30 protein-coding genes and 2 tRNA genes are annotated in these 26182 nt (G+C 65.8%); 26 read left to right on the forward strand and 6 right to left on the reverse strand.

The window, feature by feature from the left end:
- Positions 1-29 precede the first annotated feature (29 nt).
- Both MUN76_RS15055 and MUN76_RS15060 read right to left on the reverse strand, forming a co-directional pair.
- Positions 30-509 carry a hypothetical protein gene (locus MUN76_RS15055; RefSeq protein ID WP_244685876.1) on the reverse strand — a complete coding sequence of 160 codons (480 nt, stop codon included), beginning with the start codon at positions 507-509 and terminating at the stop codon, positions 30-32.
- Positions 510-585: 76 nt separating this feature from the next.
- Positions 586-828, reverse strand: a complete 243-nt coding sequence (locus MUN76_RS15060) for a hypothetical protein (protein ID WP_244685878.1) — start codon at positions 826-828, stop codon at positions 586-588.
- A gap of 172 nt (positions 829-1000) precedes the next feature.
- On the opposite strand from MUN76_RS15060, the gene MUN76_RS15065 reads away from it, so the two are divergent.
- From MUN76_RS15065 to MUN76_RS15110, 10 genes are all read left to right on the forward strand, one after another.
- Positions 1001-1816, forward strand: a complete 816-nt coding sequence (locus MUN76_RS15065; RefSeq protein ID WP_244685880.1) for a MazG nucleotide pyrophosphohydrolase domain-containing protein — start codon at positions 1001-1003, stop codon at positions 1814-1816.
- Positions 1817-2015: 199 nt separating this feature from the next.
- The gene (locus MUN76_RS15070) at positions 2016-3836 is read left to right on the forward strand and encodes a substrate-binding and vWA domain-containing protein (RefSeq protein WP_244685881.1); all 1821 of its coding nucleotides are present in this window, start codon (positions 2016-2018) and stop codon (positions 3834-3836) included.
- A 9-nt stretch (positions 3837-3845) separates the two neighbouring features.
- Positions 3846-4931, forward strand: a complete 1086-nt coding sequence (locus MUN76_RS15075; protein ID WP_244685883.1) for a hypothetical protein — start codon at positions 3846-3848, stop codon at positions 4929-4931.
- 26 nt (positions 4932-4957) lie between these two features.
- On the forward strand, positions 4958-6322 hold the full coding sequence (locus tag MUN76_RS15080) for a toxic anion resistance protein (RefSeq protein WP_244685885.1): 1365 nt from the start codon (positions 4958-4960) through the stop codon (positions 6320-6322).
- A gap of 436 nt (positions 6323-6758) precedes the next feature.
- The gene (gene hisS, locus MUN76_RS15085; protein ID WP_244685887.1) at positions 6759-8066 is read left to right on the forward strand and encodes a histidine--tRNA ligase; all 1308 of its coding nucleotides are present in this window, start codon (positions 6759-6761) and stop codon (positions 8064-8066) included.
- A gap of 100 nt (positions 8067-8166) precedes the next feature.
- On the forward strand, positions 8167-8601 hold the full coding sequence (locus tag MUN76_RS15090) for a VOC family protein (protein WP_244685888.1): 435 nt from the start codon (positions 8167-8169) through the stop codon (positions 8599-8601).
- Positions 8602-8733: 132 nt separating this feature from the next.
- Complete coding sequence (gene eno, locus MUN76_RS15095) at positions 8734-10014, forward strand: phosphopyruvate hydratase (protein ID WP_244688814.1); 1281 nt, start codon at positions 8734-8736, stop codon at positions 10012-10014.
- Positions 10015-10041: 27 nt separating this feature from the next.
- A complete protein-coding gene (locus MUN76_RS15100; protein ID WP_244685890.1) occupies positions 10042-10581 on the forward strand; it encodes an FtsB family cell division protein in 540 nt (179 codons plus the stop codon).
- Positions 10578-11060 (forward strand): DUF501 domain-containing protein, encoded by a 483-nt coding sequence (locus MUN76_RS15105; RefSeq protein ID WP_244685892.1) that lies wholly within the window; start codon positions 10578-10580, stop codon positions 11058-11060. Before MUN76_RS15100 ends, MUN76_RS15105 begins: the two co-directional genes overlap by 4 nt.
- A 189-nt stretch (positions 11061-11249) precedes the next feature.
- The gene (locus MUN76_RS15110; protein ID WP_244685893.1) at positions 11250-12581 is read left to right on the forward strand and encodes an NAD(P)/FAD-dependent oxidoreductase; all 1332 of its coding nucleotides are present in this window, start codon (positions 11250-11252) and stop codon (positions 12579-12581) included.
- A gap of 332 nt (positions 12582-12913) precedes the next feature.
- On the opposite strand, the gene MUN76_RS15115 is transcribed toward MUN76_RS15110, so the two are convergent.
- Positions 12914-14383 (reverse strand): helix-turn-helix domain-containing protein, encoded by a 1470-nt coding sequence (locus MUN76_RS15115; RefSeq protein ID WP_244685895.1) that lies wholly within the window; start codon positions 14381-14383, stop codon positions 12914-12916.
- Between the two features lie 131 nt (positions 14384-14514).
- Between MUN76_RS15115 and MUN76_RS15120 the strand changes: the two genes are divergently transcribed.
- Positions 14515-16362 carry a phosphoenolpyruvate carboxykinase (GTP) gene (locus MUN76_RS15120; protein WP_244685897.1) on the forward strand — a complete coding sequence of 616 codons (1848 nt, stop codon included), beginning with the start codon at positions 14515-14517 and terminating at the stop codon, positions 16360-16362.
- A gap of 211 nt (positions 16363-16573) precedes the next feature.
- Positions 16574-16647 (forward strand) — tRNA-Leu (locus MUN76_RS15125).
- Between the two features lie 67 nt (positions 16648-16714).
- Here the strand turns inward: MUN76_RS15125 and MUN76_RS15130 are convergent.
- The 3 genes from MUN76_RS15130 to MUN76_RS15140 are packed head-to-tail and all read right to left on the reverse strand — an operon-like array spanning position 16715 to position 18837.
- Positions 16715-17872, reverse strand: coding sequence for a tyrosine-type recombinase/integrase (locus MUN76_RS15130; protein ID WP_244685899.1), 1158 nt, complete (start codon positions 17870-17872; stop codon positions 16715-16717).
- Positions 17872-18321 carry an ImmA/IrrE family metallo-endopeptidase gene (locus MUN76_RS15135; RefSeq protein WP_244685901.1) on the reverse strand — a complete coding sequence of 150 codons (450 nt, stop codon included), beginning with the start codon at positions 18319-18321 and terminating at the stop codon, positions 17872-17874. The genes MUN76_RS15130 and MUN76_RS15135 overlap by 1 nt, the downstream gene beginning before the upstream one ends.
- Positions 18322-18330: 9 nt before the next feature.
- A complete protein-coding gene (locus MUN76_RS15140; RefSeq protein ID WP_244685902.1) occupies positions 18331-18837 on the reverse strand; it encodes a helix-turn-helix domain-containing protein in 507 nt (168 codons plus the stop codon).
- Between MUN76_RS15140 and MUN76_RS15145 the strand changes: the two genes are divergently transcribed.
- From MUN76_RS15145 to MUN76_RS15210, 14 genes are all read left to right on the forward strand, one after another.
- Positions 18838-19083, forward strand: coding sequence for a helix-turn-helix domain-containing protein (locus MUN76_RS15145; RefSeq protein WP_244685904.1), 246 nt, complete (start codon positions 18838-18840; stop codon positions 19081-19083).
- The gene (locus MUN76_RS15150) at positions 19080-19301 is read left to right on the forward strand and encodes a helix-turn-helix transcriptional regulator (protein ID WP_244685906.1); all 222 of its coding nucleotides are present in this window, start codon (positions 19080-19082) and stop codon (positions 19299-19301) included. The genes MUN76_RS15145 and MUN76_RS15150 overlap by 4 nt, the downstream gene beginning before the upstream one ends.
- Positions 19302-19917: 616 nt before the next feature.
- Positions 19918-19991, forward strand: a tRNA-OTHER gene (locus MUN76_RS15155).
- A gap of 531 nt (positions 19992-20522) precedes the next feature.
- Positions 20523-20744: a hypothetical protein gene (locus MUN76_RS15160; protein WP_244685908.1), complete on the forward strand. Its 222-nt coding sequence runs from the start codon at positions 20523-20525 to the stop codon at positions 20742-20744.
- Between the two features lie 112 nt (positions 20745-20856).
- The gene (locus MUN76_RS15165; protein WP_244685909.1) at positions 20857-21117 is read left to right on the forward strand and encodes a hypothetical protein; all 261 of its coding nucleotides are present in this window, start codon (positions 20857-20859) and stop codon (positions 21115-21117) included.
- A 296-nt stretch (positions 21118-21413) separates the two neighbouring features.
- Positions 21414-21581: a hypothetical protein gene (locus MUN76_RS15170; protein ID WP_244685911.1), complete on the forward strand. Its 168-nt coding sequence runs from the start codon at positions 21414-21416 to the stop codon at positions 21579-21581.
- Between the two features lie 205 nt (positions 21582-21786).
- Complete coding sequence (locus MUN76_RS15175) at positions 21787-22122, forward strand: hypothetical protein (protein ID WP_244685912.1); 336 nt, start codon at positions 21787-21789, stop codon at positions 22120-22122.
- A gap of 132 nt (positions 22123-22254) precedes the next feature.
- Positions 22255-22809, forward strand: a complete 555-nt coding sequence (locus MUN76_RS15180; RefSeq protein ID WP_244685914.1) for a hypothetical protein — start codon at positions 22255-22257, stop codon at positions 22807-22809.
- A gap of 347 nt (positions 22810-23156) precedes the next feature.
- Positions 23157-23408 carry a hypothetical protein gene (locus MUN76_RS15185; protein ID WP_244685916.1) on the forward strand — a complete coding sequence of 84 codons (252 nt, stop codon included), beginning with the start codon at positions 23157-23159 and terminating at the stop codon, positions 23406-23408.
- Positions 23392-23667, forward strand: a complete 276-nt coding sequence (locus MUN76_RS15190) for a hypothetical protein (protein WP_244685918.1) — start codon at positions 23392-23394, stop codon at positions 23665-23667. Before MUN76_RS15185 ends, MUN76_RS15190 begins: the two co-directional genes overlap by 17 nt.
- Before the next feature lie 184 nt (positions 23668-23851).
- Complete coding sequence (locus tag MUN76_RS15195; protein ID WP_244685920.1) at positions 23852-23998, forward strand: hypothetical protein; 147 nt, start codon at positions 23852-23854, stop codon at positions 23996-23998.
- On the forward strand, positions 23988-24848 hold the full coding sequence (locus tag MUN76_RS15200; RefSeq protein ID WP_244688815.1) for a PD-(D/E)XK nuclease-like domain-containing protein: 861 nt from the start codon (positions 23988-23990) through the stop codon (positions 24846-24848). Before MUN76_RS15195 ends, MUN76_RS15200 begins: the two co-directional genes overlap by 11 nt.
- Positions 24848-25378 (forward strand): hypothetical protein, encoded by a 531-nt coding sequence (locus MUN76_RS15205; RefSeq protein WP_244685921.1) that lies wholly within the window; start codon positions 24848-24850, stop codon positions 25376-25378. The genes MUN76_RS15200 and MUN76_RS15205 overlap by 1 nt, the downstream gene beginning before the upstream one ends.
- A 503-nt stretch (positions 25379-25881) precedes the next feature.
- Positions 25882-26169, forward strand: coding sequence for an HNH endonuclease (locus MUN76_RS15210; RefSeq protein WP_346730413.1), 288 nt, complete (start codon positions 25882-25884; stop codon positions 26167-26169).
- Positions 26170-26182: the final 13 nt, after the last annotated feature.

Below are 26182 nucleotides of genomic sequence, written 5' to 3' on the forward strand. Positions count from 1 at the left end.
ACCCGCCCCCACTCGTCTCGCGCTGGAACCTAGCCGGCGGCGCAGACCTCCTGCAGGTTGGTGCCCGCCTCCATGAGCGCCGAGGCGCGCGTCTCGAGCGACGCCGCGAGCTCCTCGGACTCCGCCTGGAGCGCCTCGAGCTCGGCCATCGCGTCGGGGTCGGTCGCGTCGATGCTGCTCATGTCGGGGAGCTTGTAGCCGGCGAGCTCCTCGCTCATGCCCGCGAACTCGTCGGCGACGGAGGCGAGCGCCTCGGAGACCTCGGGGTTGGTGACCTTGGCCTGTGCATCGTCGAGCGCCTTGTTGACCGGCTCGAACATGGTCGCGAGGTCGCCATTGCCCGACATCGCGTCGCTCATCAGCGACTGCATCTCGCTGTTGGCCTCGCTGACGGTCGTGTCGGCGATCTTGCAGGCGTCGGCCACGCTCTGGCCGCCCGAGCATGCGGCGAGGGTCGAAGCGAGGGCGAGAGCGGCAACAACTGCGCCGATGCGTCGTGTGGACTTCATGCGTGTGTACTCCTTGGTTCGGTGTGCGATCTCGTGTTCACGGGAATGCTCGATCCCCCCGAACCCCGGAAACAGCCTATCGGTCGACGGGAGCGAGCGAAATCGGGGCGGGGGCCTTGATCTTTGCGGTGATTGCTGCATAGGCTCCGGACCACCCGGATCCCAGTGCGGCTGCCGCTGCGCTCGCCGCGACCATTTGTCCACCAGATCCGGCCTGGGCGGCGAACACGAACCAGACTGCGGCGGCGACGATGCCCAGGATCGCGGCGGCGGAGATCCATTTCAGTGTGACTCGCAGTTTCGACGTGCGGTGATCCATCTCGGGCCCTCTTTCCTTCGGCTGAACGGTGCGTCGAGGGTTCTATCGCACCACATCGGAACCGCCGTCACCTCCGCCGTGCGGGGGAACGTGCACCGCCGCGAGGCGGAGGCGAGGCTCGGCACGGGAGCGACTGGGAACCGCTCGGAGACGCGATCACTAGGCTGGTCGTATGGTCAGCGCGCGCGAGGAAGCCCAGGATCCATCGGCCGGCACGGCGAAGTCGGAGGCTGCGCACGACGCCGCGGGCCCCGCAGACACCACCGATGCCGCAGACACCACCGAGGCCATGGCACTCACCGACGCCGCACGGGCGCTCGCTCGAGTGGCCGCGACGGTGCGTCGTATGGTGTCGCCCGGCGGCTGTGCGTGGCACGAGGAGCAGACCCACGCATCGCTCACCCCGTTCCTGGTGGAGGAGACCGCCGAGTTCATCGACGCGATCGAGCGCGAGCTGCCCGCCGACGAGGTGCAGGGCGAGCTCGGGGACGTGCTCTACCAGGTGCTCTTCCACGCAACCATCGCCGAGCGGGACGGCGAGGGATACGACCTCGCCGCCGTCGCCGACACGCTGAACGACAAGCTCATAGCCCGGCACCCGCACGTCTTCGGCGATCGCGGGTACATGACCGTCGAGGAGTTGCATGCGGAGTGGGAGCGGCTGAAGGAGGACGCGGCGGGGGAGGAGCGCGGATCCCGCAGCCCGCTCGAGGGGATCCCCGCGGGCATGCCGTCGCTCGCGCGTGCTGCGAAGGTCGTGGAGCGCCTGAAGCGCGCGCGCCTCATCGATCCCGGTGCCAGTGGCAGTTCGCCCGAGGATCCGCTGTCGACGGCGATCGGCGCCGACGAGCAGCGGCTCGCCGAGTTCGGGATCGGCGACGCGATGCTCGCGCTCGTCACCCGGGCCAACGCCGCGGGGGTCGATCCGGATCGCGCGCTGCGCCGTGCGGTCGACCGCATGGCCGCCCGTGTGCTGCATACCGAGTAGCCTCGCATCGGCACTGGCCGGGTGATGCCGGGGTGGTGCCCAGGGTGGTGCCCGGGTGACGCCCGCACCGACGAGTTGACAGCGAACGAGGCCCGCGCGTGACATAGGCTGGGAGCGGAAAGCGGTGCGCAGTGAAGCCGGAGCCAGCACGCAGGGCCAGGTCCGCACCGGATGATCACTCCGGAGAGGATGTCGCGTCGTGGCCAAAGCAGCAGGGTATCGGAAGCTCACGGTTGCGGTGGCCGCGATCGGTGTGGCATCCCTGACGCTCGTCGGGTGCGCCCCCGGCGGTCTCGGTGGTTCGAGCGGAGCGGCCGGTTCGGACGGCTGCACCCCCGTGGTGGTCGCCACCTCCTCCGAGAAGGTCAACCTCATGGAGGAGCTGGGCGAGGCGTTCACCGAGTCGTCGCATTACTCGGGGCTCGAGGAGTGCGCCACGGTGCTTCCGGTCAATGTCGCCTCGGGCAAGGCCGCTGAATACCTGTCCGACTCCACGGCCGAGTGGGCGCTCGGGGCCGACACCGCACCCTCGGTGTGGTCGCCCGCCTCCACGGTCTGGACCGACCGTGTCGCCTCGATCGCCGGGGAGAAGGTCGTCGCGGGCGCCGAGAGCTTCACGAAGACGCCGGTCGTGTTCGGCATGCCGGAGTCGATGGCGCAGGCACTCGGATACCCCGACACCCCGATCAGCCTGCAGCAGATCCACGACCTCATCGCGAGCCCCGACGGCTGGGGTGCCGAGGGCAAGCCCATGTGGGGCACGTTCAAAATCGCGAAGACCAACCCGAACAGCTCGACCACCGGCCTGTCGATGCTGCTGATGCAGTCCTACGCCGCCTCCGGTAAGGCCGCGGACCTCACGGCGGCGGACGTCACGGCCGCGAAAGACTTCTCGCAGGGCTTCGAGTCCGGCGCGATCCACTACGGCGACACCACCGGCAAGGTGCTGCAGAACCTCGCCGATCGGGCGTCGGGATCCGGATCCTCCTATGTCAGTGCGATCGCGCTCGAGGAGACCTCGCTCTTCAACTACAACCTGGGCAACCCCGACTCGCACACGGTGCAGCCGGGGGAGACGCTCACGCCCCCCGACGAGAAGCTCGTGGCCGTGTACCCGAGCGAGGGGTCGATGTGGAGCGACAACCCCGCGGTCGTGCTGAATGCGGACTGGGTCACCCCGGAGCAGCAGACGGCCGCGACGGCGTTCGTCGAGTTCCTGCAGACCCCGGAGGCCCAGGCGATCCTGCCGAAGTACGGCTTCCGCCCGCTCGACGACTCGGCGGACGTCAGCGAGTATCTCAACGCGGACGTCGGGATCGATCCCGCGCAGCCGACCGTGACCCTGCCGCGGCCCGCCCCCGACGTCGTCTCGACGGCGATCGACCAGTGGGCCTCGATCCGGAAGCCCTCGGCGATCCTGCAGCTCATCGACATCTCCGGGTCGATGGACGAGGGGATCGGCGACGGGCGCAGTCGCCTCGACGGCGCGATTGAGGGCTCGGCGGCGACGCTCGGCCAGATCCGTCCCACCGATGAGATCGGCGTCTGGGCGTTCACGACCGGGTTGCGCTCGAGCATCGACGACCAGACGGTCGACGGCATCGGCGTCGTGCGCCCGTTCGGGGAGCTCGGCGGCGACAAGGAGGGCCTGCAGAACGACATCGAGGATCTCGCGAACAGCCAGCGCGCCGGGACCCCGATGTACGACGCGATCTCCGCGGCCTACGACTACATGAAGACCCACGCCGAGGCGGGACGGATCAACGCGATCGTCGTGCTGTCGGACGGCGAGGACACGGACTCGCTCACGCGCCTCGACACGCTGATCCAGAAGATCAACGCGGATCAGAAGGAGGGCGGCAACGATAAGCCGGTGCGCATCTTCGCGATCGCGTACTCGCAGTCGGCCGACGTCGAGTCGCTGGAGAAGCTGGCGCGGGCGTCGGGCGGCCAGGTCTTCGACGCCACCGATCCGGAAAAGATCACCGAGACCTTCCAGTCCGTCATGAACAACTTCTAAGCTGCGAACGTGAGATTCCTCGAGACGATCCGCTCGGCGGCGGCCGCCACCGGGATCGCTGCGGCGTGCCTTGTGGGCGTCGCGGCGCCGGCGGTCGCGGCGCCCGTGCACGCCGTCACCGATGCGAACGAGATCGTCGAGGCCTGCGGCACGCAGTCGGTGTGCCTCTTCGACGGCGCCACGATCTCGAACGCCCCCGAGCTCGCGAGCGCGCTGCCCGAGGGCGTCCGGGTGATCGTGATCCCGGAGCCGAATCAGGCCGAGAGTGTGCAGTCGAGTGTCATCGCGACGCAGGTGCAGGCGGCGACCGGCGCCGAGACCGTGATCATCATCGAGGATCGTGCGAAGGATCGGTTCTCGGTCGCTTCCGACGGCGACGCGACCGCGATCACGGAGGCGCTCTACTCACAGGGTGAATCGGATGGCGGGATCGCGGTGGCGGCGATCGGCGAGACGCTCGTGCCCGGCTCACCGGCGCAAGCCCCCGGCGTCGGATTCGACGGCACGGCCGTGATCTTCGGCGCCGTCGCGCTCATCGCGGTCGCGGGTGCGACCCTCGGTGTGATCCTCTTCGCCCGGCGGCGCCGGAACGCGCGCGGGCACACCTCGCGGGTGCGGTCGGCCCGGCTCGAGAAGGAGCTCACCGCGGCGCTGAACGGCGAGGACGGCGCGTACATCCAGGACTCGATCGAGCAGCTCGATCGATGGTCGGCCCCGTTCCCCACGATCGGCCCCCGCGTGACCGGGATGACCCGCCACGTCTCCGAGCTGTTCGTGCGGGTGCACAAGCGAGGATCCGACCAGCAGCTCCGACTGCTGCAGTCGAAGTACAAGGACACGCTCTCCAAACTGCGCAAGGCGCTGAACGACGACTACTACGGCGACATCGTGCAGAACCCGCAGTACTGGAGCAACCCCGAGGGTCGACTTGCCGAGGTCAGCCTCGCGATCGACTCCGTCGACCAGCAGGCCGTCGAGAACATCCGCCAGGTGAACGAGTCGCGGGATCTCGAGTTCAAGGTGGCACTCGACTCCCTCATCCAGACCGTCAATCAAGCCAAGCTGTCGGACGTCTACACCGACCGCGAGCAGTAGTCCCACGCCCCACACAGGAGGAACGCATGTCCGACGAACCGCAAACCGTGGCCATCGACTTCGCCGCGCTGATCGAGCCCGGTGACACGCAGGCGACCGAGGTGCAGGCGACGCCCCTGGAGCGCGCGATCGCCGACGCTCCGGGGACCGATGCGGCGGCCGCCCGCCCCGAGGATGCGGCGTTCACGTTCCGCAGCCTGCTGACCCCGAAGCAGCTCGAGGATCTCGAGCGCGGCGCGCCCGTGCTGGCGAAGAAGTTCATCGACGACGTGAACCAGATCGTGTCGTTCGGCGGGCCGGTCATGGAGAAGATGAACAGCGCCTCCGTGCAGCTGCTCGAGGCGCAGCGCGACATCAAGATCCCCGAGGCCGACGCCGTGGTGAACGACATGCTGCGCACGATGGACGGCTTCGAGAAGAAGTGGCGGTCGCAGAAGCTCGAGGACGCGGTGAACACCGTCGTCGGCTGGTTCAAGAAGACGAAGTACACGCTGTCGACGATGGTGCGCGAGTCCCGACCCATCTCCGACAAGATCGACCTCGCCGAGGTGAAACTGCAGGAGATGGAGTCGGCGCTCGCCGACAACATCGCTCGCGGGCAGCTGCTCCATGAGCAGACCCTCGCGCACATGGATGACGTCGTCGCGGTGCTCGCGGCGCTGGAGCAGGTGATCCAGGAACTGCGCGAGGACTTTGACGAGGTCGATGTGCTGCTGCGCGACGCCGAGGCGGCGAAAGCCGAGTCGGTCGTCTACCGCGACGAGACCATCTCCGTGTCCGAGCTCCGCGAGATCCACAGCAAGCTGTCGTTCGTGCTCTCCGAGACCGAGAAGTCGTGGTCGGACTGGCGCACCCAGTTCTTCCTGGGCTTCGCGCACGCGCCGGCCACCCGCAACCTCATCGTGACGACGTTCGCGCTGCGCCGTCGCCTCGCGACCTTCCGCACCATGGGTCTGCCGTCGGCCCGGCAGTCGCTCGTGATGTGGCAGCAGGCGGTGTTCGCCCGCGAGGGTGCCGAGCTCGGCACAGCGGTCCAGGAGGGCACGAACAAGCTCATCCAGGGGGCGTTCGCGGAGACCGCGAAGTCCGTCGAGGCCGTGGCGAACGCGTCCCAGGCTCCGGTCATCACCGAGGACACGATTTGGGCCGTCATCGATTCCGTGAAAGCGCAGTGCGCGGCGATCGTGACGGCGGATCGTGCCGGGCGGGCGCTCCGTGCGCGGAACCTCCAGGCGCTCGAGCGCGGCGAGGCCACCATCGAGGACGCCGTGATCGCGTCGCAGCGCGCCGTGGCGAATGCGAGCCGGTCGACCCCCGCGGTCGCGGCGGGGGATCGCGGTGCGGCGTCGGCCGACGCCGGTGACGACCTCCTCAACAAGCTCACCAACTAGCAGGATCTCTGGGACTCCCGGGATCCTGTGACCTTGGGGTCTTGGGGTCTTGGGGTCTTGGGTTCCTGGGTTCCTGGGTTCCTGGGTTCCTGGGTTTCCTGGTGTGAGCGATTTCTGTTGCACCTCCCAGGATCCTGCCCCGAATTCGCTCACACCCGGGCTGCCTCGTCGCGGTGTGAGCGATTTTTGGGGTCTGGCGCGAGATTGAACCCCGAATTCGCTCACACCCGCTTGGGCTGGGTCGGGAATCGGCGTGGGGCCGGCACATCACGCGGATCCTGCACGTCCCGCGGTCAGGAACCGTGGGATCCATCCGCGTGAACTGAAGGATCCGCTTGGTGTGCCCCCAGCCCACCCCACCCCACCCCAGCCCAGCCCAGCCCAGCCCCCGCCCCGCGAACCGGCCACCGCGCGTCCGCATGAAAGAATGGATCCCATGGCAACCCCCGTGAATCCTCCGCGCGGCATGCGCGATTTCCTCCCCGCCGACAAGGCCCGCCGCGAGCACGCGCTCGGGGTGATCCGCGGAGTGTACCGCGCGCACGGTTTCGACGAGATCGAGACCCCCGTGGTCGAGGACTACGCACGCCTGCACGCCGGTCTCGGCGGGGACAACGAGAAGCTCTCCTTCTCGATCCTGAAGCGGGGGATCCGGCCCGAGGCATTCGAGGCCGCCGCTGCATCCGGCGACGTCGAGCAGCTGGCCGACCTCGGTCTCCGCTTCGACCTCACCGTGCCGCTCACGCGATTCTACGCCTCGCACCGAGCCGAGCTCCCCGCCGTCTTCCGCGCTATCCAGATCGCGCCGGTCTGGCGCGCCGAGCGCCCCCAAAAGGGGCGCTACCGCCAGTTCGTGCAGGCCGACATCGACATCATCGGCGAGGCCGGGCTGCTCGCCGAGATCGAGCTCATCACCGCCACGTCGCAGGCGTTGTCCGAGCTCGGCCTCTCGGGCTGCGTCATCCGCGTCAACGACCGGCGCATCCTCTTCGGGCTGCTGGATCACTGCGGGTTCGCCCCCGAGACCCACGACGGCGCCCTCATCACCATCGACAAGCTCGACAAGATCGGCGCCGCGGGAGTGGTCGAGGAGCTGCGCGGGATCGACCCCGCGGCGGCCGAGCGGCTCGGCGCCGTGCTCGGCGGGATCGAGCCCGCACTCGCCGGCGACGGGATCGCGCTCACCCGCGACGCCATCACTGCGGTGCTGCCCGATGGTGCGGCAGCGGACGGCATCGCCAATCTCGCAGCCCTGGGCGAGGCGCTCGCGGGCGGGCTGCCCGACGGGGTCGCGGTGCAGTTCGACCCGACCCTCGTGCGCGGCATGGGGTACTACACCGGCACGATCTTCGAGGTCGCCCACCCGGGGTCGGGCAGTTCGGTCGGCGGTGGGGGTCGGTACGACGGCATGGTGGGTCGGTTCTTGGGGCAGGACGTCCCCGCCGTCGGATTCTCGATCGGCTTCGAGCGTGTGGTGGATCTCATCGAGCTCCCGGAGACGGATGGACCCGACGCCGTCGTGCTCGTCCACGATGCCGAGGCCGAGTTCGCCGACCTGTTGAGCCTGAAGCGCGAGCTCGTCGAGCGCGGTCACCGGGTCCGGCTCGAGAAGCGGCAGAAGAACATGAAGACGCTGCTCGCGCGCGTCACCGCGGAAGGTTTCGCGAGTTTCGCCGCGGTGCGCCCCGGCGTTCGCGACGTCGACGCGCTGGAATTCCGCCCGCTCGCCGACGAGCGCTCCTAGGCGCTCGCCGACCCCCCACTCCGCCCGCGAGAAACGCTTGACGGGGGAGAGGGCCGACTGGCACTCTGTACTCCTCATTGTGTGAAATTAGGGAGTTCCTATGAGTACCTCGATCTTCGTCAACATCGCCACCGCCGACCTCGAACGCGCCAAGGCGTTCTACACCGCGCTCGGGTGCGAGATCAATCCGCTCTTCACCGACGAGAACGCGGCGTGTGTCGTCTGGGACGAGCAGGTCTTCTTCATGGTGCTCACGCGCGAGTACTTCGCGACATTCACCGACAAGGTGCTCGCGGACACCGCGACCACGGCCCAGGTACTCATCGCACTCTCCCGCGAGTCGCGCGAGGCCGTGGACGCGGTGCTCGAGGCGGGTTTGGCCGCGGGCGGATCGGAGCCCAAGGCGGCTCAGGACTACGGCTTCATGTACTCCCGCGACCTGGAGGATCCCGACGGCAACATCCTCGAGTTCCTCTACATGGATCCCGCAGCTGTGGAGCAGGGCCCCGAAGCGTTCATGGCGGACTCCGAGTAGCCCGCGACCGCGCTCCGAGTCTGTGGAATTCGGACCGACGCCCCGCGGCTGACGGCTAAACTGGTGTGCGGCGCGGGTCTTCCCGTGCCGCACACGATCCCGAACACTGGCAGACACCCCAAGGAGCGCATGGTGGCATTTATCGACGCGGTAATCGCACGCGAGATTCTCGATTCGCGTGGCAACCCGACTGTTGAGGTCGAGGTTGGCCTCACCGACGATTCGGTGGGCCGTGCCGCGGTGCCGTCCGGTGCCTCGACCGGGGCGTTCGAAGCCTACGAACTGCGCGATGGCGACGCCGACCGCTACCTCGGCAAGGGCGTCACCAAGGCCGTCGACGCCGTCTTCGACGTGCTCGCCCCCGCGGTCGAGGGCTTCGCAGCCGACGACCAGCGGATCATCGACCAGGTGCTCATCGAGGTCGACGGCACCGAGAACAAGCAGCGCGTGGGCGCCAACGCGATCCTCGGCATCAGCCTCGCCGTCGCGCACGCCGCGGCCGCCTCCGCCGAGCTCCCGCTCTACCGCTACCTCGGTGGCCCCAACGCGAGCACCCTGCCCGTGCCGCTCATGAACATCATCAACGGTGGCGCGCACGCCGACACCGGCGTCGACATCCAGGAGTTCATGGCGGTGCCGCTGGGCGCCGAGACCTTTTCCGAGGGCCTCCGCTGGGGCGTCGAGGTGTACCACGCGCTCAAGGCGCTGCTGAACGAGAAGGGCCTCTCGACCGGCCTGGGCGACGAGGGCGGCTTCGCCCCCGACCTGCCGACGAACGCCGAGGCGCTCGACCTGATCGTCGAGGCGATCACGCGCGCGGGTCTCGAGCCGGGTCGCGACGTGGCGGTGGCGCTCGACGTGGCCTCGTCGGAGTTCTACGCCGACGGCGTCTACACGTTCGAGGGTCAGCAGCGCACGGCCGAGGAGATGACCGCCTACTACGAGGATCTGCTGAACCGCTACCCGCTCGTCTCGATCGAGGACCCGCTCGACGAGGGGGACTGGGACGGCTGGAAGCACCTCACCGACCGCCTCGGCAGCCGCGTCCAGCTCGTCGGCGACGATCTCTTCGTCACGAATCCGAAGCGCCTCGCCGACGGCATCGAGAAGGGCGTCGCGAACTCGCTCCTCGTCAAGGTGAACCAGATCGGCACGCTCACCGAGACCTTCGACGCCGTGCAGCTCGCGCAGCGCGCCGGCTACACGGCCGTCATGTCGCACCGCTCGGGTGAGACCGAGGACGTGACGATCGCCGACCTCGCCGTCGCCACGGACTGCGGGCAGATCAAGACCGGCGCTCCCGCCCGCTCCGACCGCGTGGCGAAGTACAACCAGCTGCTCCGCATCGAGGAGGAGCTCGGCGGCGCCGCGAAGTACGCCGGCCGCGGCGCCTTCCCGCGGTTCTCCGCCTAACCCGCACCCCACGGAAACGACGACACGGTGACACGCTGGACCGAGGACCTCGGGGCCTGGGTCTCGAGCCTGCGCTTCAGCGGATTCACCGTGCTCGTCGTGATCCTGGTGCTCGCGGGCGCCGTGATCGTGAGCCCGAGCCTCTCCACGTTCGTGCAGCAGCAGCGCGAGATCGCCGAGCTGCGCGAGAGCGTGCGGCTGAGCCAGGAGGCGGTCGATGAGATCGACGCGGAGCGTGCGAAGTGGAAGGATCCGGTGTACGTGCGAGCGCAGGCGCGGGATCGCCTCTTCTACGTCCTTCCCGGCGAGACCCAGCTGAGTGTGATCGACGACATCATCATGCCCGTGGAGTCCGTCGAGGATACCGATCCCGAGCTGTCGCGCATTCAGGGCAACTGGGCGCAGGGGCTCGTGGTGTCGTTCTTGAGCGCGGGCACCACGGACGCGACGGCCGACGAGCTCGCCGCGACCGATCCCGCGGCCGTGGATCCTGCGGCCGATCCCGCGGCCGCCGATCCCGCCGCGACCGAATCTTCCACGACTGAATCAGAGGAGACCAGCCCATGAGCCGGCCACCGTACACCGAGCCCACTGCCGCCGACATCGCCGCGGTGAGCGAGCAACTCGAGCGCCAGGCACGCGGGGTGGTCGGGATCGCGGCCCGCGCATCCGATGGCAGCCCGACGGTCGTCGCCACCGCTCCGCGGCTCCCGGACGGGTCCCCGTTCCCGACCTTCTACTACCTGTCGCACCCGGAGGCGGTAGCAGCGGCGTCCCGGTTGGAGGCCGCCGGGGTGATGGCGGAGTTCAACGCACTGCTCGCCGAGGACGAAGAGGTGCGCGCCCAGTACCAGCGCGCGCACGAGCAGTACATCGCGGACCGCGAGACCGTCGGCGAGGTGCCCGAGCTCGTCGGTGTGAGTGCCGGGGGGATGCCGACACGGGTGAAGTGCCTGCACGCGCTCATCGGGCACGCACTGGCTGCGGGGCCCGGAGTGAACCCCATCGGGGATCTCGCGCTCGAGCGCAGCGGATGGGTGGCGTAAGCAGAGGAAAGCACCGGTTCTGTGCCAGTTTCGGACAGAATCATCGATTTTCTTCCTCTGGGCCGTGGAATGCGCGTCGGGAGCTCTGAGACCGGTCTACAATAGAGGCATGGGCGATCCTCGCCCTGTTTTTTCTGTGCCCGCGACGGGCATGGAACCGATCCTGACTTGCATCAAGGAGACCGCTTCGTGGCGAAGAAGATTCTGATCGTTGGTGGTGGCTACGCTGGCTTCTACACCGCATGGAAGCTCGAGAAGCTTCTTCGCGCCGGCGAAGCAGAGGTGACGATCGTCGATCCGTTGCCCTACATGGCCTACCTGCCCTTCCTCCCCGAGGTCGCCTCGGGATCGATCGAGCCGCGCCACGCGGTGGTCGCGCGCCGTCGCCACCTGAACCGCACGGCGAACATCTCGGGCAAGGTCACCGGAATCTCGCACGCGACGAAGACCGCGACGGTCACCCCGAACGAGGGGGAGCCCTTCGAGTTCGCCTACGATCACATCGTCGTCACCACCGGGTCGGTGTCGCGCACCTTCCCGATCGCAGGCATCGCGGACAACGCGATCGGCATGAAGACGATCGAAGAGGCCGTCGCGGTGCGCGACCGCCTCGTCGGCAACTTCGAGCGCGCCGCGTCGCTGCCCGCCGGTTCGGCCGAGCGCGCCCGCCTGCTCACGATCACCGTCGTCGGCGGTGGATTCGCCGGCATCGAGACGATCTCCGAGCTCCGCTCCTTCGCAACCTCGCTGCTCCGCCGCTACCCCGAGATCACCTTCGACGAGACGAAGTTCCACCTCGTCGAGGCCATGGGCCGGATCATGCCCGAGGTGTCGCAGGAGACCGCGAACTGGGTGGTCAAAGACCAGACCCGTCGCGGCGTCGACATCCACCTCGACACGCAGCTCTCCTCCGCGGTCGACGGCAAGATCGAGCTCTCGACCGGTGAGACCTACGAGTCGGACCTCATCGTGTGGACCGCGGGCGTCATGCCCCGTCCGTTCCTGCGCGGCACCGACCTCCCGATCGGGCCTCGCGGTCACGTGGTTGCCAGCCCGAACCTCCGCATCACGACCGAAGAGGGCGAGGAGCTCGTCGGAGCGTGGACCGCGGGCGACACGTCGCAGGTTCCCGATATCTCCCCGACCCCCGGTCCCGGCGGATTCTGCGTGCCGAACGCGCAGCACGCGGTGCGCCAGGGCCGTCTGCTCGCGAAGAACATCGTCGCGGATCTGCGCGGCGAGGGCGCGGCGGACTACAACCACAAGAACGCCGGCGCGGTGGCCGGACTGGGCGTGAACACGGGTGTGTTCCAGTCCGGCAAGTTCGCGATGAAGGGCTACTTCGCGTGGCTCGCGCACCGCTTCTACCACGGTCTCGCGATCCCGACGTGGGAGCGCAAGTGGCGCGTGTTCGGCGGTTGGGTCGGGCACTTCTTCCTCGGCCGTGACATCGTCAACATCGAGGCCGTGCAGCAGCCCCGGGCGATCTTCGAGGAGTTCGCGTCGCGCCCCAAGGCGTAGCAGTTCTCAGCGTGTGGCCCGCAGCGATGATTCGCTGCGGGCCACACGCGTATGCGGGGCGGGGCTGCACAGGTCTGCGCCCTGGGAAGCGTGAGCGATTGCTGTTGTTCGCGGGCGAGATCTGCCCGGATCCCGCTCACACCTCAGGCTGTGTGAGCGATTGCTGTTGTTCGCGGGCGAGATCTGCCCAGATTCCGCTCACACCTCGGGATGAGTGAGGCCAGTGGGCCCGGCGCCCGCTGCCGAGAAACGCTGATGCGCGTTTCTCTCTACGCCGACCGGGCCGGTGGGCCCGGCACCCTCTGCCGAGAAACGCTGATGCGCGTTTCTCTCTAAGCAGAGGGTGCATGTCGCGAGAGGAACTCGAACATGTCCGTATCGTCGACCCCGGGGAAGGTGCCGGTCGGCAGCGGCGTCAGCACGTGCGCGTGCATGCGCGCGCTCGGCCACGCATTCCCGGCCCAGCGGCTGAGCAGCTCCGGGCGCGGCGTGCGGCAGCACGACTCGTCGGGGCACGTCGACACGGCCCGCACCGTCGTGTCGCGCCCGCGGAACCACCGGGTGTCGTTGAACGCCACCCCACAGGCGATCGCAAACGGCCCGTGCTCCGCATCCCCGGTCTGCACGCTCGTCCAGTAGGTCCCCGCGGGGGTGTCCGTGTACTGGTAGAACTCGCTGGTGCGGTTCGTCCGGTTGAACGCCGCCCGCCCACCCCACTTGTGGCACAGCATCTCGCCCTCGATCGATCCCGAAGCATCACTCGGGAACGGCAGGCCGTCGTTCTCGTAGCCGCGCACCAGGGAGCCCGCGCCATCCGCACGGTAGTGATGCACCTTGAGATCCAGGTGCCGCGTCGCGAGATTCGTGAAGCGGTGCGCCGCGGCCTCGTGGGTCACGCCGAACGCGTCGCGCAGATCCTCGATCGCAAGGTTCCGGTTGCGCTTCGCCTGTTGCAGAAAGTCGACCGCGCGGGCCTCCGGCAGCAGGCACGCGGCCGCGAAGTAGTTGATCTGAAGGCGCTGCTCGAGAAATTCCGCATAACTTGCCGGTTCGGCATGTCCGAGCACCCGGTGCGCCATGGCCTGCAGCGCCAGAGAGCGCAGGCCGTGACCGCCCGGGATCGACGCCGGCGGCAAATAGATCCGCCCGTTCTCGAGGTCGGTGATGCTCCGGGTGCTCGACGGCAGATCGTCGACGAAGATCAGGGTGAACCCGAGCAGCTCGGCCAGCATCGCGACCTGCCGGTGGGTGACTGCGCCGTTCGTGTGCCCGATCCGGCGCATGAGATCCGAGGCGACGAGCTCGATCTCCGGGATGTAGTTGTCGCGCTCGCGCATCTGCAACCGGATCGCGGTGTTCGCGCGCCGGGCCTCCTCGGAGGTGGTCGCGGCGGCGCGGGATCGGCGGGCCAGTTCCCGGTGCAGGCCAACAATGGCCTCAAGTGTGTCATCGTTCAGCGTGCGGGGGGTTCGGACGTGGGGGAGTCCGAGGCGGGTGTACCCGGGCGCGGATTGCGCGCGTTCGAGCTCGATTTCGAGGGCGCTGCGGTGATCCGGCGCCTCGTGCTTCAGGAGCTCCGCGGGATCGACATCGAGTTCACGCGCGACGCTCTGCAGCAGGCCGAGCCGCGGTTCCCGCTTGCCGTTCTCGACGAGCGAGAGCTGACTGGCCACCACACCCACGCGCTCGCCGAGCTGGTCGAGCGTGAGTCCGGCCTGCGTACGGAAGTGGCGGAGTCGTTTGCCGAGCAGCAGTCGATCGAGTTCCGTCTCGGTGAGGGCCGGGGTCGCGTCGGGAGCCATAACTTGACTATATGTCAAGAAGGCTCAAAGTTTACTGGCCAAACAGTGAACTCGAGGTAACCGGAGTGCAGAGAATGGATATCAGACGGATTCTTACCATCCAAGGTCCACACCCGAGGAGAACGAACGCTATGGGCAACAGCCAGGTCGTCGACATCGAGACGTCAATCGCGGAGCTGGTGAGCGCCGAAGCCACCACCACCAACGCCGAGGTGCTGCAGTGGGTGACCGAGGTCGCTGAACTCACGAAGCCCGACGCGGTCGTGTGGTGCGATGGATCGCAGGACGAGTGGAACCGCATCACCACCGAGATGGTCGAGGCGGGCACGCTGATCCCGCTCAACAAGGATCTGCGGCCGGGCAGCTTCCTGGCGCGTTCGCACCCCGGCGACGTCGCCCGGGTCGAGGATCGCACCTTCATCTGCTCCGTCGACGAGGCGGACGCCGGCCCCACGAACAACTGGATGGCCCCCGACGCCATGAAGGCGGAGCTCCAGCCGCTGTTCGACGGCGCCATGCGCGGGCGCACGATGTACGTGGTGCCCTTCTCGATGGGTCCCGTCGGCGGTGCGATCACGCAGCTCGGGATCGAGATCACCGATTCCCCCTACGCGGTGCTCAACATGCGCATCATGACCCGCATGGGGCAGACCGCCCTCGACGGGATCACCCCCGGCAGCGAGTGGGTGCGCACCGTGCACTCGATCGGCGCACCGCTCGAGTACGGCCAGGACGACGTCGCGTGGCCCTGTAACGACACGAAGTACATCACGCACTTCCCCGACACGCTCGAGGTCTGGTCGTACGGCTCCGGCTACGGCGGCAACGCACTGCTCTCGAAGAAGTGCTTCGCGCTCCGCATCGCGAGTGTGATGGGCAAGAAGGAGGGCTGGCTCGCCGAGCACATGCTGCTCCTCAAGCTCACGAATACCGCGTCGGGCAAGGCCTACCACCTCTCCGCGGCGTTCCCGTCGGCCTGCGGCAAGACGAACCTCGCGATGCTGCAGCCGACGATCCCGGGCTGGAAGGTCGAGACCATCGGCGACGACATCGCCTGGCTCCGCCCCGGCCCCGACGGTCGCCTCTACGCGATCAACCCCGAGGCCGGCTTCTTCGGCGTCGCGCCGGGTACCGGTGAGTCGACGAATCCCGTCGCCATGGAGACCCTCTGGGGCAACACGATCTACACGAACGTCGCGCTCACTGACGACGGCGATGTGTGGTGGGAGGGCAAGACCGACGAGGTGCCCGCGCACCTGATCGACTGGCAGGGACAGGACTGGACCCCCGAGTCCGGGCGCGTCGCTGCGCACCCGAACTCGCGCTTCACGGTGCCGATCCAGCAGACCCCCACCCTCGCGCAGGACTGGTACGAGCAGAACGGCGTGCCGCTCGATGCGATCCTGTTCGGCGGACGCCGCGCCACGAACGTGCCGCTCGTCGCGCAGTCGTTGTCGTGGGATCACGGCGTGTTCGTCGGGGCCACCATCTCCTCGGAGAAGACCGCTGCCCAGGAGGGGACCGTCGGAGAACTGCGGCGCGATCCCTTCGCGATGCTGCCGTTCTGCGGCTACAACATGGCCGACTACTGGGGTCACTGGCTCGCCATGGGCGAGAAGCTCGGTGCGCAGGCGCCGAAGATCTTCCAGGTCAACTGGTTCCGCAAGGGAGCCGACGGCCGGTTCCTGTGGCCGGGCTTCGGCGAGAACTCCCGCGTCATCGACTGGATCATCCGCCGGGTCGAGGGAGAGGTCGAGGGCCGCGAGTCCGCCGTCGGCACCCTGCCGAACCCGGGCGAACTGAACCTCGACGGCATCGAGGTGCCCGAGGCGGATCTCGAGGAGCTCTTCTCGATCGTGCCCGCCTCGTGGCTGGCCGAGGCGGATCTGACGGAGGAGTTCTTCGCGCAGTTCGGCGACCGCCTGCCTGCAGCGCTCCGTGAGCAGCTCGCGAACCTCCGCACCAGGCTCGGCGCCTGAGCGTACGGGCTCGGTGCTGCAGACCGAGCCCGTCGCCGAGCACCCTGAGCACTTCAGGCGCTCCCACGAACCGTAAACCCCGCCGTTCTGCCCAACGGCGGGGTTTACTCTGTCTGCTCGGGCGCGGAGTGGCGCGGGTGGCGCGGGTCGCAGGGCGCCCGGGCGGCTGACCTGCGCGGATCGACCGCCGAGGTCTGACAGAATCGGAAGGCCCCCCATAGCCCAATTGGCAGAGGCACCCGACTTAAAATCGGTTCAGTCTGGGTTCGAGTCCCAGTGGGGGACTTAAAAGTCCAGATCAGATAACGTTTCCTGATCGGCGTGAGATCCGAAACGGTGGCCAAGTCGGCGTTTACTCGGCGCTTTGAAAGAACTTCTCGAGCGCCAAAGTAGCGTCCGGAGCATCCGCCAGCCGCTGCGCATAGTGCGCCTTCGTCACCCTCTCATCGGAGTGGCCCAGCTGATCGCGTGCAGCCTCGATGCCCATGTCGTCACGCAGCAACGTCGCGACAGCCTTGCGGAACGACTTCGGGGTAAGCCCCTCGAACTGGGTTCCCTTAACTGCCTCGCGCCACTCTCGACGCAGGTTGTGCGGCCACCTGTGCGTCCCTGTGGAGGACGGAAAGACGATCGGGCAGTAGGAGGCGGCACGTCGTTCCTGCAGCGTGAGAGCGGCCGCTGGGGGCAGTGTGAGCCTCCGCATCCCAGCGTCGCTCTTCGTGAACTTCTGTCTTTCGAGCTTGCCCGCTTCATTCACGATCAGGGTTGCCTCGATGCTGACCTTCGTCACATCGGTTCCGATTTCCACGCTCGGCCATTCAAGCGCCAGGAGTTCCGCCGTGCGCGCACCTGTCGCGAGGTAAAGCCCGATGAGGTCATGCAGATACGCCGGCCTTCCGCGCTCGATCAGGGCCGCGTCGTGGGCCTTAAGGAACGGCAGTAGATCCCGGATCATTGCCAGGCTTGGTGCTGCAGGCGTGCTCTTCGTCGCAGGCACGGGCGCGGTGTTCTTCGCGCGATTGAAGTCCACGAGGCCGTGGCGCAGAGCAAGTTCGAACGCGTTCACCAGAATGGTGCGCACTGTCCGTGCGGTTCCGGGGCCATGGTTCTTCGTCGTGAGCTTCACGAACCGATCCATCTTCGAAACCGTCGCTTCACGAATCCGCACCGACCCGATGCCAGGTGTGATCGTTGACGCTGCTCGCTGAGAGTAGGTCCGCAGAGTCGCGGCCGCATACCTTCCCGCGGATCGTGCTTCGTCCAGCCACTCGGCGATCAGCTGGTCGACCGTGGAGTCGGGGGAGAGCGCTGCGTGTTCGTCCTCAATGTGGCGGGTCTTGAGTGCATGCTGCAGGTTCTGTTCAGCTTCGGAGAGTGTTCGCCCGATGCGTTGCACTTTCCGGGTGATGCCGTCCGCATCCCGGTAGCGGGTGAATGCTGTGGGCGTGCCGTTGACCTTCTTGCGGGTGATCTTGCCGTGTGTCTCGAGCACGAGGGGTGCGCGCGCCACTACGCCACCTCGAAACGCCGCGCCCACTGCCCGACGCCCATCTTTGCGCCGACGTAGAGGCTGTCGCCCACTCGGTTCAGGGTGCGCTTGAACGCGTGGATCGTCTTGTCGAGCACGTAGAGGTCGACCGCCATGGCATCAACCTTCCCGTTATGGCGCTGCTCAGACTCCCGAAACGCGTCCGGGTCGATCAGGAAGTGCGCCGCCCATTCGTCGGCGCGGTCCTCCTGCCGCTGGTGAATGTGGGGAAGCATCGACGGCTCATCTCCCATCGTTGCGTGCCCAAGCTCGTGCCCAAAGGTGTGGCGTGTCTTGCGTGGGGTCATGCCGTCCTGCAGTCGGATTAGCTTGAGCTCGTGGCAGTAGTCGCCGTTGCGTCGCAGGTGCCGAAGATCGGTGAACTCTACCTGCACGCCTAGCTCCATTGCGTAGTCGTAAAGGGCTTCCACGTTTCCTCCCTAGATCCCGTCTTGGTCTTCGCCTGATTCGTCGTTCTCATCAACACTGTCTGCGACTCGTTTTAGGCGATCCTCGTGGAGCTCGGCATTCTGCCCGAAGCCACCGACAATCACATTTGATTCGGGTTCTGCGGGGTAAGAGAAACCGTCGCGCTCGCCGAACTCGAAGCATAGGCGGCTGTATGCGTCTTCGACGAGGCCTTGGGGCTCGAGGTCGATGGCTTCGCACGCTTCGACAAAAACGCTCAACGGAATCTCAACCTTGCCATTCAGCCAGCGGTTGAACGCCGCCGGGCTCCGTCCGATGGCGTCCGCGACGGATTTTGCGGTATGGCCTTGGCGGATGATCTTGCCCTTCAGCTCGAGTCCAAGGTAACGGGCAAACGTCTCTGAGCGCTGGCGATTGTTCATATAAGCATCATACTGCTCATTTTGGACAACGCAAGTGTCCGTATTGGTAAACGAACTGGCTTGCGGATTGCTCGAATAGGTATCAGACTTGTTCACATGAGCAATCAACGAACCGGCAGCAGCGCAGCAGCGGTCCAGGAAGCAATCGAAGATTCCGGACGCACCAAGCGGTCTATCTCGGATGAAACCGGCATCCCGTACCCCACCCTGAACCGCAAGCTCGCGGAGAAGGCGGAGTTCAAGTTCAGCGAACTGCTTCTTATCGCGGAAGCCTTGGGTGTTCCCCCGTGGAAGTTCACCCCGAGCATCTTCACGCGGCCAGCTGCGGCGGTAGCGGCATGAGCACCGGCTTCGCGGGTACGAGCTACGAGCCCACCTGGACAACGAGGCAAGTGGCGGAGTTTCTGGGTCTGGCGGTGCAGACCGTGTACAACTCGCTCGGCAACGTCGAGGGGTTTCCAAAGCCGCGAAAGCAAGGCCGACTAAACGCATTCATTCCGTCCGAAGTGGCGGAGTACCGGGCAAAGTCGCTCGGACTGAACGAGACGGAGGGAATCTGATGAGCAGCATGGTTTTGGATGGTGTGGCGGCGCGGTCGCGGTCTACGGATCCGGTGACGTCGGTGGACGCCGGCCGTTCGGCACGGTTGTGTGCGTCTCAGGCGGCTGTCATGGCGTGCATGACTGGTGGCCGGAATCGCACTCAAGGGGAGCTTGAGTATCTGCTTCCCGGGTGGTCGCCTTCGCGGATTCGGGCGGCGGTGACGGAGCTGGAGGCGGATGGTCTGGTGGTTCGTACTGAGCGGACGCGGCTGACGAAGTACGGGCGTGCGGCGCAGGTTTGGGAAGCTGCCGCCTGATCTGAACCGCAAGGTTCGACCCCATTGGTGGTGGGGGTCTAACAAGTGCACCTAAAAACGGGCCGGTCGGCCTCATAACTGGCCGGTTCACGACACATAGCTTTGCCCCTACTGATAGGGGTCGCGCGGATTCTGATCCCCACCCGGGTCGCCAGTTACGTAGCGCCGAAGCGTTTAACAGATCGCCAGTTCCCGTCTTAGTTGACGTTGGTCCGCATCGTGGTGGGTGCGCTTCGGGGGTTGTGGTGGTGGGAAAGTCCTGCGGTATGTCCCGCAGGCAATTCATGGTGCGGAGGTGAGGTGACTCTGCCGCGCCAGGCGGTGCATTGGTGGCGCGTGACCTAGGCGAAAGACCGGGCGCGCGTTGCGGGTTCGAATCCCGTCACCGCCACTACACGACACACAGGAAAGGCGGTTCTGAGATGGGAAGCAAGAAAGCGGTTGCGATCGAATGCGATCAGACGGGGGAGATGCTGTTGCTGCGACAGGGGGATTCCATTGGCGAATACCCTCATGGCCGGTTCCCGCGGCGGTTTGAGTTCTCTGGCGCAGTGATTACGGATGCGTGGAAGCATGCGCACACTCTCGGGTGGCGTTCTTGGACGCTCCGCAACGCGGATGGCGGGTTCGCCGAATGCCCTCCGCCTGTAGATGACCGCCGAGCTCGGTGGGTTTCTGGAGGTTGGGTTACCGCGCCTGGCGTAGACCCGGACCCGCCTTACTCGGTGGCGGCGCTCGCTGAGATTGAACGGCGAGATCGTGATGCTAATCGGTGGGCCGAGTGGGAGGCGCAGCGCGCTTCGAACCTCGACTCGCAGATTGAACGCATGCAAGCCGAGGTTGACCGACTCGTCGCAGCCCGGGGAAATAGCAATTCCTCCGACGGGCCGACAGTGGGTCATTTGATCTCGCGGGGAGCAGCATGAGCACGAACTCGCGCCTGAGTGCGGAAGACACGATTGCACGTGCGATCTGGGGCCTGCGTCTCATCGAGCCGATGCAAGTGATTCTCGCCAACGATGCCCATGCCATCGCGAAGGCTGCGCTCGCCGCACTAGACGAAGCGGGATACATGGAGTCAGGGCAGGAACCCGAACCGGCAGGTTATGGGTATGTCTACCGCGCAAGTGACATTCAGGGCTGACAGGTAACAGGCGGTGCATGGTGCTGGCGCATGACTGGGTTACCCGGTGCGTTGCGGGGTTCGAATCCTCGACCGTCACGGCGGATAGTCCGCTTTCAACGAGGGAGGCGAAGTGAAGGAGATCTACGAGAAGAAGGCTGCTGAGGCGGCGAAGATGGCGCGCATGAATCGGGGCTTTGGCTGGTTTTACTTGGTCATGACTGTGGCGAATGTCGGGGCCGCAGTCGGCCAGATCGTGTTTGGCAATCCTCCAATCAATCTCATCGTTGCGGCAGTGACGGCGGCGATGTGGCTGATGAACAAGCGCACGGTGAGCGGGTACGAGCAGTCGGCCCGCGATTACCGGAGCGCTGCGAACGCCTCGATCTTCTGAATGGTTAGCCCGTGAGCCTGGGATTGGTTGTGGAGGCGTAGAACCTCCCACGGGCACGGACGCTCGATTGCGTCTATTTCGCATCCACTGGGGTGGTTGCAGGGCATGGGTGGTTGTCCGATGGGAGGGGCTGCGTAGCGGTCGTACCTAGATGGGTGGTGGCGGGATGGAACGACCCGTCATCGCATCCACCCCTCAAGTTTTGGAGGCGTGATGGAAGCGGTTCTTGTTGCTGCTGTGGTCCCGTTTTGGGTGCTGGTGGCTGGTTTGTATTCGTTGGTGGAGAGGTGGAAGTGATGGCTCGTCAGGTGACGGTGTATCCGGATGACAGTGAGGTTGAGCAGTGGGCGTCGTTGCAACTCGCGGCCTTGCTGGTGAATGGGGAGTTGGGTGTTCTGTTGCGGGAGTTCGTGGGGGAGACGTACGAGGGCGTGATTGAGCGTGCGGTGGCGTCTCGTGAATAGGGGTTGGCGTCCGTTCTATCTGCTTGTCCTGTCGGCGGCGGCTCTCATCTTCGCGATGGGGGTCGCGCAGTTCTTTCTAGGGAGGTGGCCGTGAACGGGTTGAGTGTCCTGTTCTATGTCGCTGCTGGTGTAGCGATCTGGGTCATGTACTGGCGGGCGGTGCGCAATGAGCAGAAGTAGATCGAGCGCGAAGCAGGCGGGTTCGTTGTTCGAGTCGCATGTGGCCGGGTTTCTTGCTGATGCTTTGGACGATGACCGTATTGAGCGGCGCGCGAAGAACGGCAGCAAGGACCGTGGCGATGTGGGCAGTGTGCGCACGATCGACGGGAAACGTGTGGTCGTGGAGTGCAAGGACTACGGCGGGCGTCTGCTCCCATCTGAGTGGGTGCGTGAGGCGGAGATCGAGCGCGGCAACGATGACGCCGCGGTTGGTGTTGTGGTCGCGAAGCGACGCGGCAAGGGGCTGGCCCAGATGGGTGAGTCGTACGTGGTGATGACGTTGGCCGACCTGGCAGTGCTGCTAGGGGGCGAACGTGAGTAGCTGCGGGTGCTCTGCGGGGAGCGCAGAGAACGGGTGGATGGAAACCCGATCAGAGGAATGCGAGCAAAAGGAACTTGATGCGTGGACTCGGGCATTGTCTCGGGTGCTCGTGATGGAGGCAGGAGAAGAGACATGAGCGAGAAGTTCGTAGCAAGCAACGGGGTTGAGATCTCGCGCTGCGGAAGAGGTGTCTATGACGATAAGGGGCGACGCAACATCTCGATGTCAGATAGCGAGGTGGCTGCCTTGCGTGAGTTCTTCCTGCATGAGCGGGACACGGAACTCGGACGCTGGCGGTGGCCTGAGAACCCGGACTATGTCGTTTACCCGGTCGGGAATGTGCTTGTTGATGTTCTTCGGGAATCCTCCGCGACGAAAACTCTGCTTGGCCCCGGGCGGCTGCAAGGAGTGAGCCAAAAGCTGGCAGGTGACTGCCGAGCGGATGCGGCCCGTCATTTCTACGACGCCGCTACTGGCTACTTCGAGGCCCACCCTGAGCCGAAGCCGTGGCATGACGCGAAGCCCGGCGAGGTGTGGGTGGTTGAGAACCTCGATGGTGAGTACGCCTACACGGTCGATCCGGAACAGTTCTACGACAGCACGCGCGACTACGGCCTCGACCTAACGGACAAAGGCATCACGAGGGCTCGCCGTATTTGGCCGGAGGTGGTGTCTGATGACTCGTGAGGTTCGTTCTGAGGTGAACCATGTGGGGGCTGGGTACTACGGTGCACCGGCCCCTTCTCATGTCACACGGTGTGTGCATTCGCGGAACCCGTTTGGTCATAACCCGGAGTGCAACTGCGGGTGGGCGCGCGTCCCCAGCACGCCGGTTGGTGAACCGGACTACCCGGTATCGCCGCACGAAAGGTGGTGGAAATGATGGCCAAGAACACTCGCGAGGTGGTGTGTCAGTACTGCGGGAAACCGTTCAACACGGAACCCACGAATAAGCGGTTCTCGTTTCGGGCGAAACGGTTGTGCCGGGATTGCCGGTACGTGTTGCCGTTCGATCAACAGGAGGTATGGGCAGCATGAGCGAACAGCAGGAGATGGGTCAGGCGGTTCTTGACTCGGATGTCACACCAGCTGTCGTCATGGAATCGCCTGTCTGGGTGATGCGGGGCGGTGCGTACTTGCTGGACGAGTACGCGGGAGTCCTTATCGACTCGGCTGGCAACTACTCGGTCAAGACACGTGGCAACCCGCGCGCGCTGGTGGCGGTACTACGGGCGATCGCAGAAGAAATCGAAGAGAAGGTGGCAGGCGATGAGCAAACGAATTGACCACGCTGAGCAAGCGCGCACCCTGCTGGAGCCGCTTGACAGTCGCTATTCCGACTTCGACCGGGTGCAGTTTGTCGCTGAAGCTCATGTTCACGCGACTCTCGCCATGGTGGAGCAACAACGTATCGCGAACATCATTGCTCTCTATCATCATGATCCCGAAAAGCAGACTGGCGGGTCGGCTTCAGACTTCGCGAATGAGGCTTGGGATCATCTCGCGGACGGTCCCATCCGGCAGGCGTTGGGGCTGGACAAATGAGCCGCGACACCAAGAAGCGCGAGCTCATCGCGGAGGCCGCGAAGCATAGTGAGGGCGAGCCTCGGCGATGTGGCTGCGGGCGTCCGGGATGCGATGGGCAAACGTTCTGCGCATGGTGCGGAGACGAATGGCCCTGCCTGACGCGCCGTCTCGCTGATGCGCTGGACGAGATCGAGGTGCCCGCATGACTCGCGACACCGTGTTTGAGGATGCTGAAGGTGACGGCGACCGGGACGTGTACGACGACCGGCACGCCTGGTACGAGTCCATGTGGTTCGACGCGAACGTCGACATGGCACGAGAGGAGCGGAAACTTGGCAATGAAGCGTGAGGGTGTCGTATACGGGCTCCCCGAGACGGAGTATCACGCGCCGAAGGATGAGCTCTCATCGACTGGCGCGAAGCTGTTGCTCGAGTCGCCGAAGAAGTTCAAGTATCAGGTGCTCGACGGGCACCGGGTGTTCCGGCCGGCGTTCGATCTTGGCACGGCCGTGCACACGAAGGTGCTGGGTGTTGGTGCCGGGTTTATTGAGTACCCGGAAGAGCACCTGACGCCCTCGGGGAACGTATCTACGAAGGCTGCGACGGTCGAATGGGAGCGGGAGCAACGCGCTAACGGTGCGATCATCCTGACGCCGGCACAGTCGGCGCAGGCTGACGGCATGGCTGAGGCTGTGCTGCAGGAGCCGGAGTCGCGGGCGCTGTTTGAGCGTGACGGCCACTCGGAGGTGTCGATCTTCGATCAACTGCGCGGGGTGAAGCGGCGCGGGCGCATCGACTACATGCCGACCGATGGCGGGTTCGTTGTTGATCTGAAGACCACGGTTGATGCATCGGGAAACGGGTTCCGGCGATCGGTCGAAGCTTACGGCTACCACATCCAGTACGGCCACTACATGGACATTCTCGAACGCATCACGGGCGAGAAGCGAGACATGGTTTTCGTCGTCGTGGAGAAGGAGCCACCTTATGAGGTGAACGTGATCCGGTTTGATGAGCACGAGGACTTCGCCCGGTTCGGGGAAACCGAAGCGCTGCAGGCCGTCGATGATTACGCGCGCTGCATGGAAACAGGGGAGTGGCCCGGCTACCTGCGGAACGGCATCACGAAGATCAAACCGTCCATGCGGCTGATGTACGACTTCAACGACAAATACGAGAGCGAGGAGATCCAGGTCTAATGGATATCGCAACAACGACTGAACCGAAGTCTGACCAACAGAACTTCGATGACTACCAGTCCGCACCGAAGACGGTGACTGTTTCGGAGGTGAAGAAGGGCAGCGCGGAGCAGCCGGTGGAGATCCACCTGGTCGAGTTCCCCGGCCGCCCGTTCAAGCCGTCGAAGTCGATGCGGCGCGTGCTGGTCGCGGCTTGGGGCGGTGAAGCCTCAAACTACCCGGGACGCATTCTCCGGCTCTACGGCGACCCCACGGTGAAGTTCGGCGGGCAGACCGTGGGCGGCATCCGCATCTCACACATGTCGCACCTCACGGAGCCCGTGACTGTTCATCTGACGGTGACTCGCGGGAAGCGTGCACCATTCACGGTGCAGCCGATCGCGACCCCACAGGACGCGACCGCATGGCTGACCGAAGCAACCACGCTCGAGGAACTGCAGAAGGCGTGGGGGATGGTGCAACGGGCCGGCCTTGGGGCGATCGCCGAGCTCGCGAACCTGAAGGACTCGCGGAAGGCGGAGCTTCAATGACCGTCGTGTTTGACCCGTTGCTGTCGTGCAGCGGTTGCAGTGGCCGGGGATGGATCAACATCGTCCCCGGCCTAACTCGTCCCTGTCGGTGCAGGACACAACCAATGGAGGTGGCGTGATGGGTGTCCCGCTGAAAGCACGAGAGGTTGGGCCGATTTCGGGTGATGGGTTGGCGCGCATGGCGTCCAGCGCGCTCACTGAAAGCCATCCCGGGCGGCTGCTGCCTGACCTCCCGGGAAAGGTGCACGGCATCAAGCAGCCCGGGCCTGACTGGATGGTGCAGTGTGACGACTGCCTGACGTGCTGGTCGGGGTCAACGCTTGTGTTTGTGGCGAAAGCGGCGACGTTCATAGCCGAGGTTCCGGGGGTCCGGCTGTGCAAGTCGTGCTGGAATCTGCGCGGATGGTCGGAGAACTACCACGGCTGGTATCAGAGTGAGTAACCGGCGCACTGGACGGATGCCTGCGCCTCATCCGGGGATCGTCGCTGAACGTTCTGGTGGCATGTGTGAGCGGTGTTTGGTGGTCCCGGCGACGGAGATCCATCACCGCCGTTACCTGTCGCGGGGCGGGAAGCACAACCTCGCGAACCTGCTGCACCTTTGCGGCAACGGAAACTTCGAGGGCTGCCACGGTGAGGCACACACCGGCATCGGTGGCGAGGTCGGCACATCCATTTCGCGGCACAACCCGCGCCCGGAATCGGCGATCCCGTTCACGGATCTACTCGGCCGCGAGCACTGGCTTGATGACACTGGTTTGCGGCATGACCGGCAACCACAGCCCTACTAGGAAGGAGGGAAAC

Origin of the sequence: Leucobacter rhizosphaerae (genome assembly GCF_022919175.1) — a bacterium.
Classification (GTDB): domain Bacteria; phylum Actinomycetota; class Actinomycetes; order Actinomycetales; family Microbacteriaceae; genus Leucobacter; species Leucobacter rhizosphaerae.

Bases quoted from the DNA above. Each gene is read 5' to 3' on its own strand.
- MUN76_RS15060 (WP_244685878.1), bottom strand. From the start codon at position 828: ATGGATCACCGCACGTCGAAACTGCGAGTCACACTGAAATGGATCTCC.
- MUN76_RS15150 (WP_244685906.1), top strand. From the start codon at position 19,080: ATGAGCACCGGCTTCGCGGGTACGAGCTACGAGCCCACCTGGACAACG.
- MUN76_RS15160 (WP_244685908.1), top strand. From the start codon at position 20,523: ATGAGCACGAACTCGCGCCTGAGTGCGGAAGACACGATTGCACGTGCG.
- MUN76_RS15145 (WP_244685904.1), top strand. From the start codon at position 18,838: ATGAGCAATCAACGAACCGGCAGCAGCGCAGCAGCGGTCCAGGAAGCA.
- MUN76_RS15205 (WP_244685921.1), top strand. From the start codon at position 24,848: ATGGATATCGCAACAACGACTGAACCGAAGTCTGACCAACAGAACTTC.
- MUN76_RS15055 (WP_244685876.1), bottom strand. From the start codon at position 509: ATGAAGTCCACACGACGCATCGGCGCAGTTGTTGCCGCTCTCGCCCTC.
- MUN76_RS15200 (WP_244688815.1), top strand. From the start codon at position 23,988: ATGAAGCGTGAGGGTGTCGTATACGGGCTCCCCGAGACGGAGTATCAC.
- MUN76_RS15195 (WP_244685920.1), top strand. From the start codon at position 23,852: ATGACTCGCGACACCGTGTTTGAGGATGCTGAAGGTGACGGCGACCGG.
- MUN76_RS15105 (WP_244685892.1), top strand. From the start codon at position 10,578: ATGAGCCGGCCACCGTACACCGAGCCCACTGCCGCCGACATCGCCGCG.
- MUN76_RS15090 (WP_244685888.1), top strand. From the start codon at position 8,167: ATGAGTACCTCGATCTTCGTCAACATCGCCACCGCCGACCTCGAACGC.
- MUN76_RS15080 (WP_244685885.1), top strand. From the start codon at position 4,958: ATGTCCGACGAACCGCAAACCGTGGCCATCGACTTCGCCGCGCTGATC.
- MUN76_RS15065 (WP_244685880.1), top strand. From the start codon at position 1,001: ATGGTCAGCGCGCGCGAGGAAGCCCAGGATCCATCGGCCGGCACGGCG.
- MUN76_RS15120 (WP_244685897.1), top strand. From the start codon at position 14,515: ATGGGCAACAGCCAGGTCGTCGACATCGAGACGTCAATCGCGGAGCTG.
- MUN76_RS15170 (WP_244685911.1), top strand. From the start codon at position 21,414: ATGGCTCGTCAGGTGACGGTGTATCCGGATGACAGTGAGGTTGAGCAG.
- hisS (WP_244685887.1), top strand. From the start codon at position 6,759: ATGGCAACCCCCGTGAATCCTCCGCGCGGCATGCGCGATTTCCTCCCC.
- MUN76_RS15210 (WP_346730413.1), top strand. From the start codon at position 25,882: ATGTGTGAGCGGTGTTTGGTGGTCCCGGCGACGGAGATCCATCACCGC.
- MUN76_RS15185 (WP_244685916.1), top strand. From the start codon at position 23,157: ATGAGCGAACAGCAGGAGATGGGTCAGGCGGTTCTTGACTCGGATGTC.
- MUN76_RS15180 (WP_244685914.1), top strand. From the start codon at position 22,255: ATGAGCGAGAAGTTCGTAGCAAGCAACGGGGTTGAGATCTCGCGCTGC.
- MUN76_RS15190 (WP_244685918.1), top strand. From the start codon at position 23,392: ATGAGCAAACGAATTGACCACGCTGAGCAAGCGCGCACCCTGCTGGAG.
- MUN76_RS15115 (WP_244685895.1), bottom strand. From the start codon at position 14,383: ATGGCTCCCGACGCGACCCCGGCCCTCACCGAGACGGAACTCGATCGA.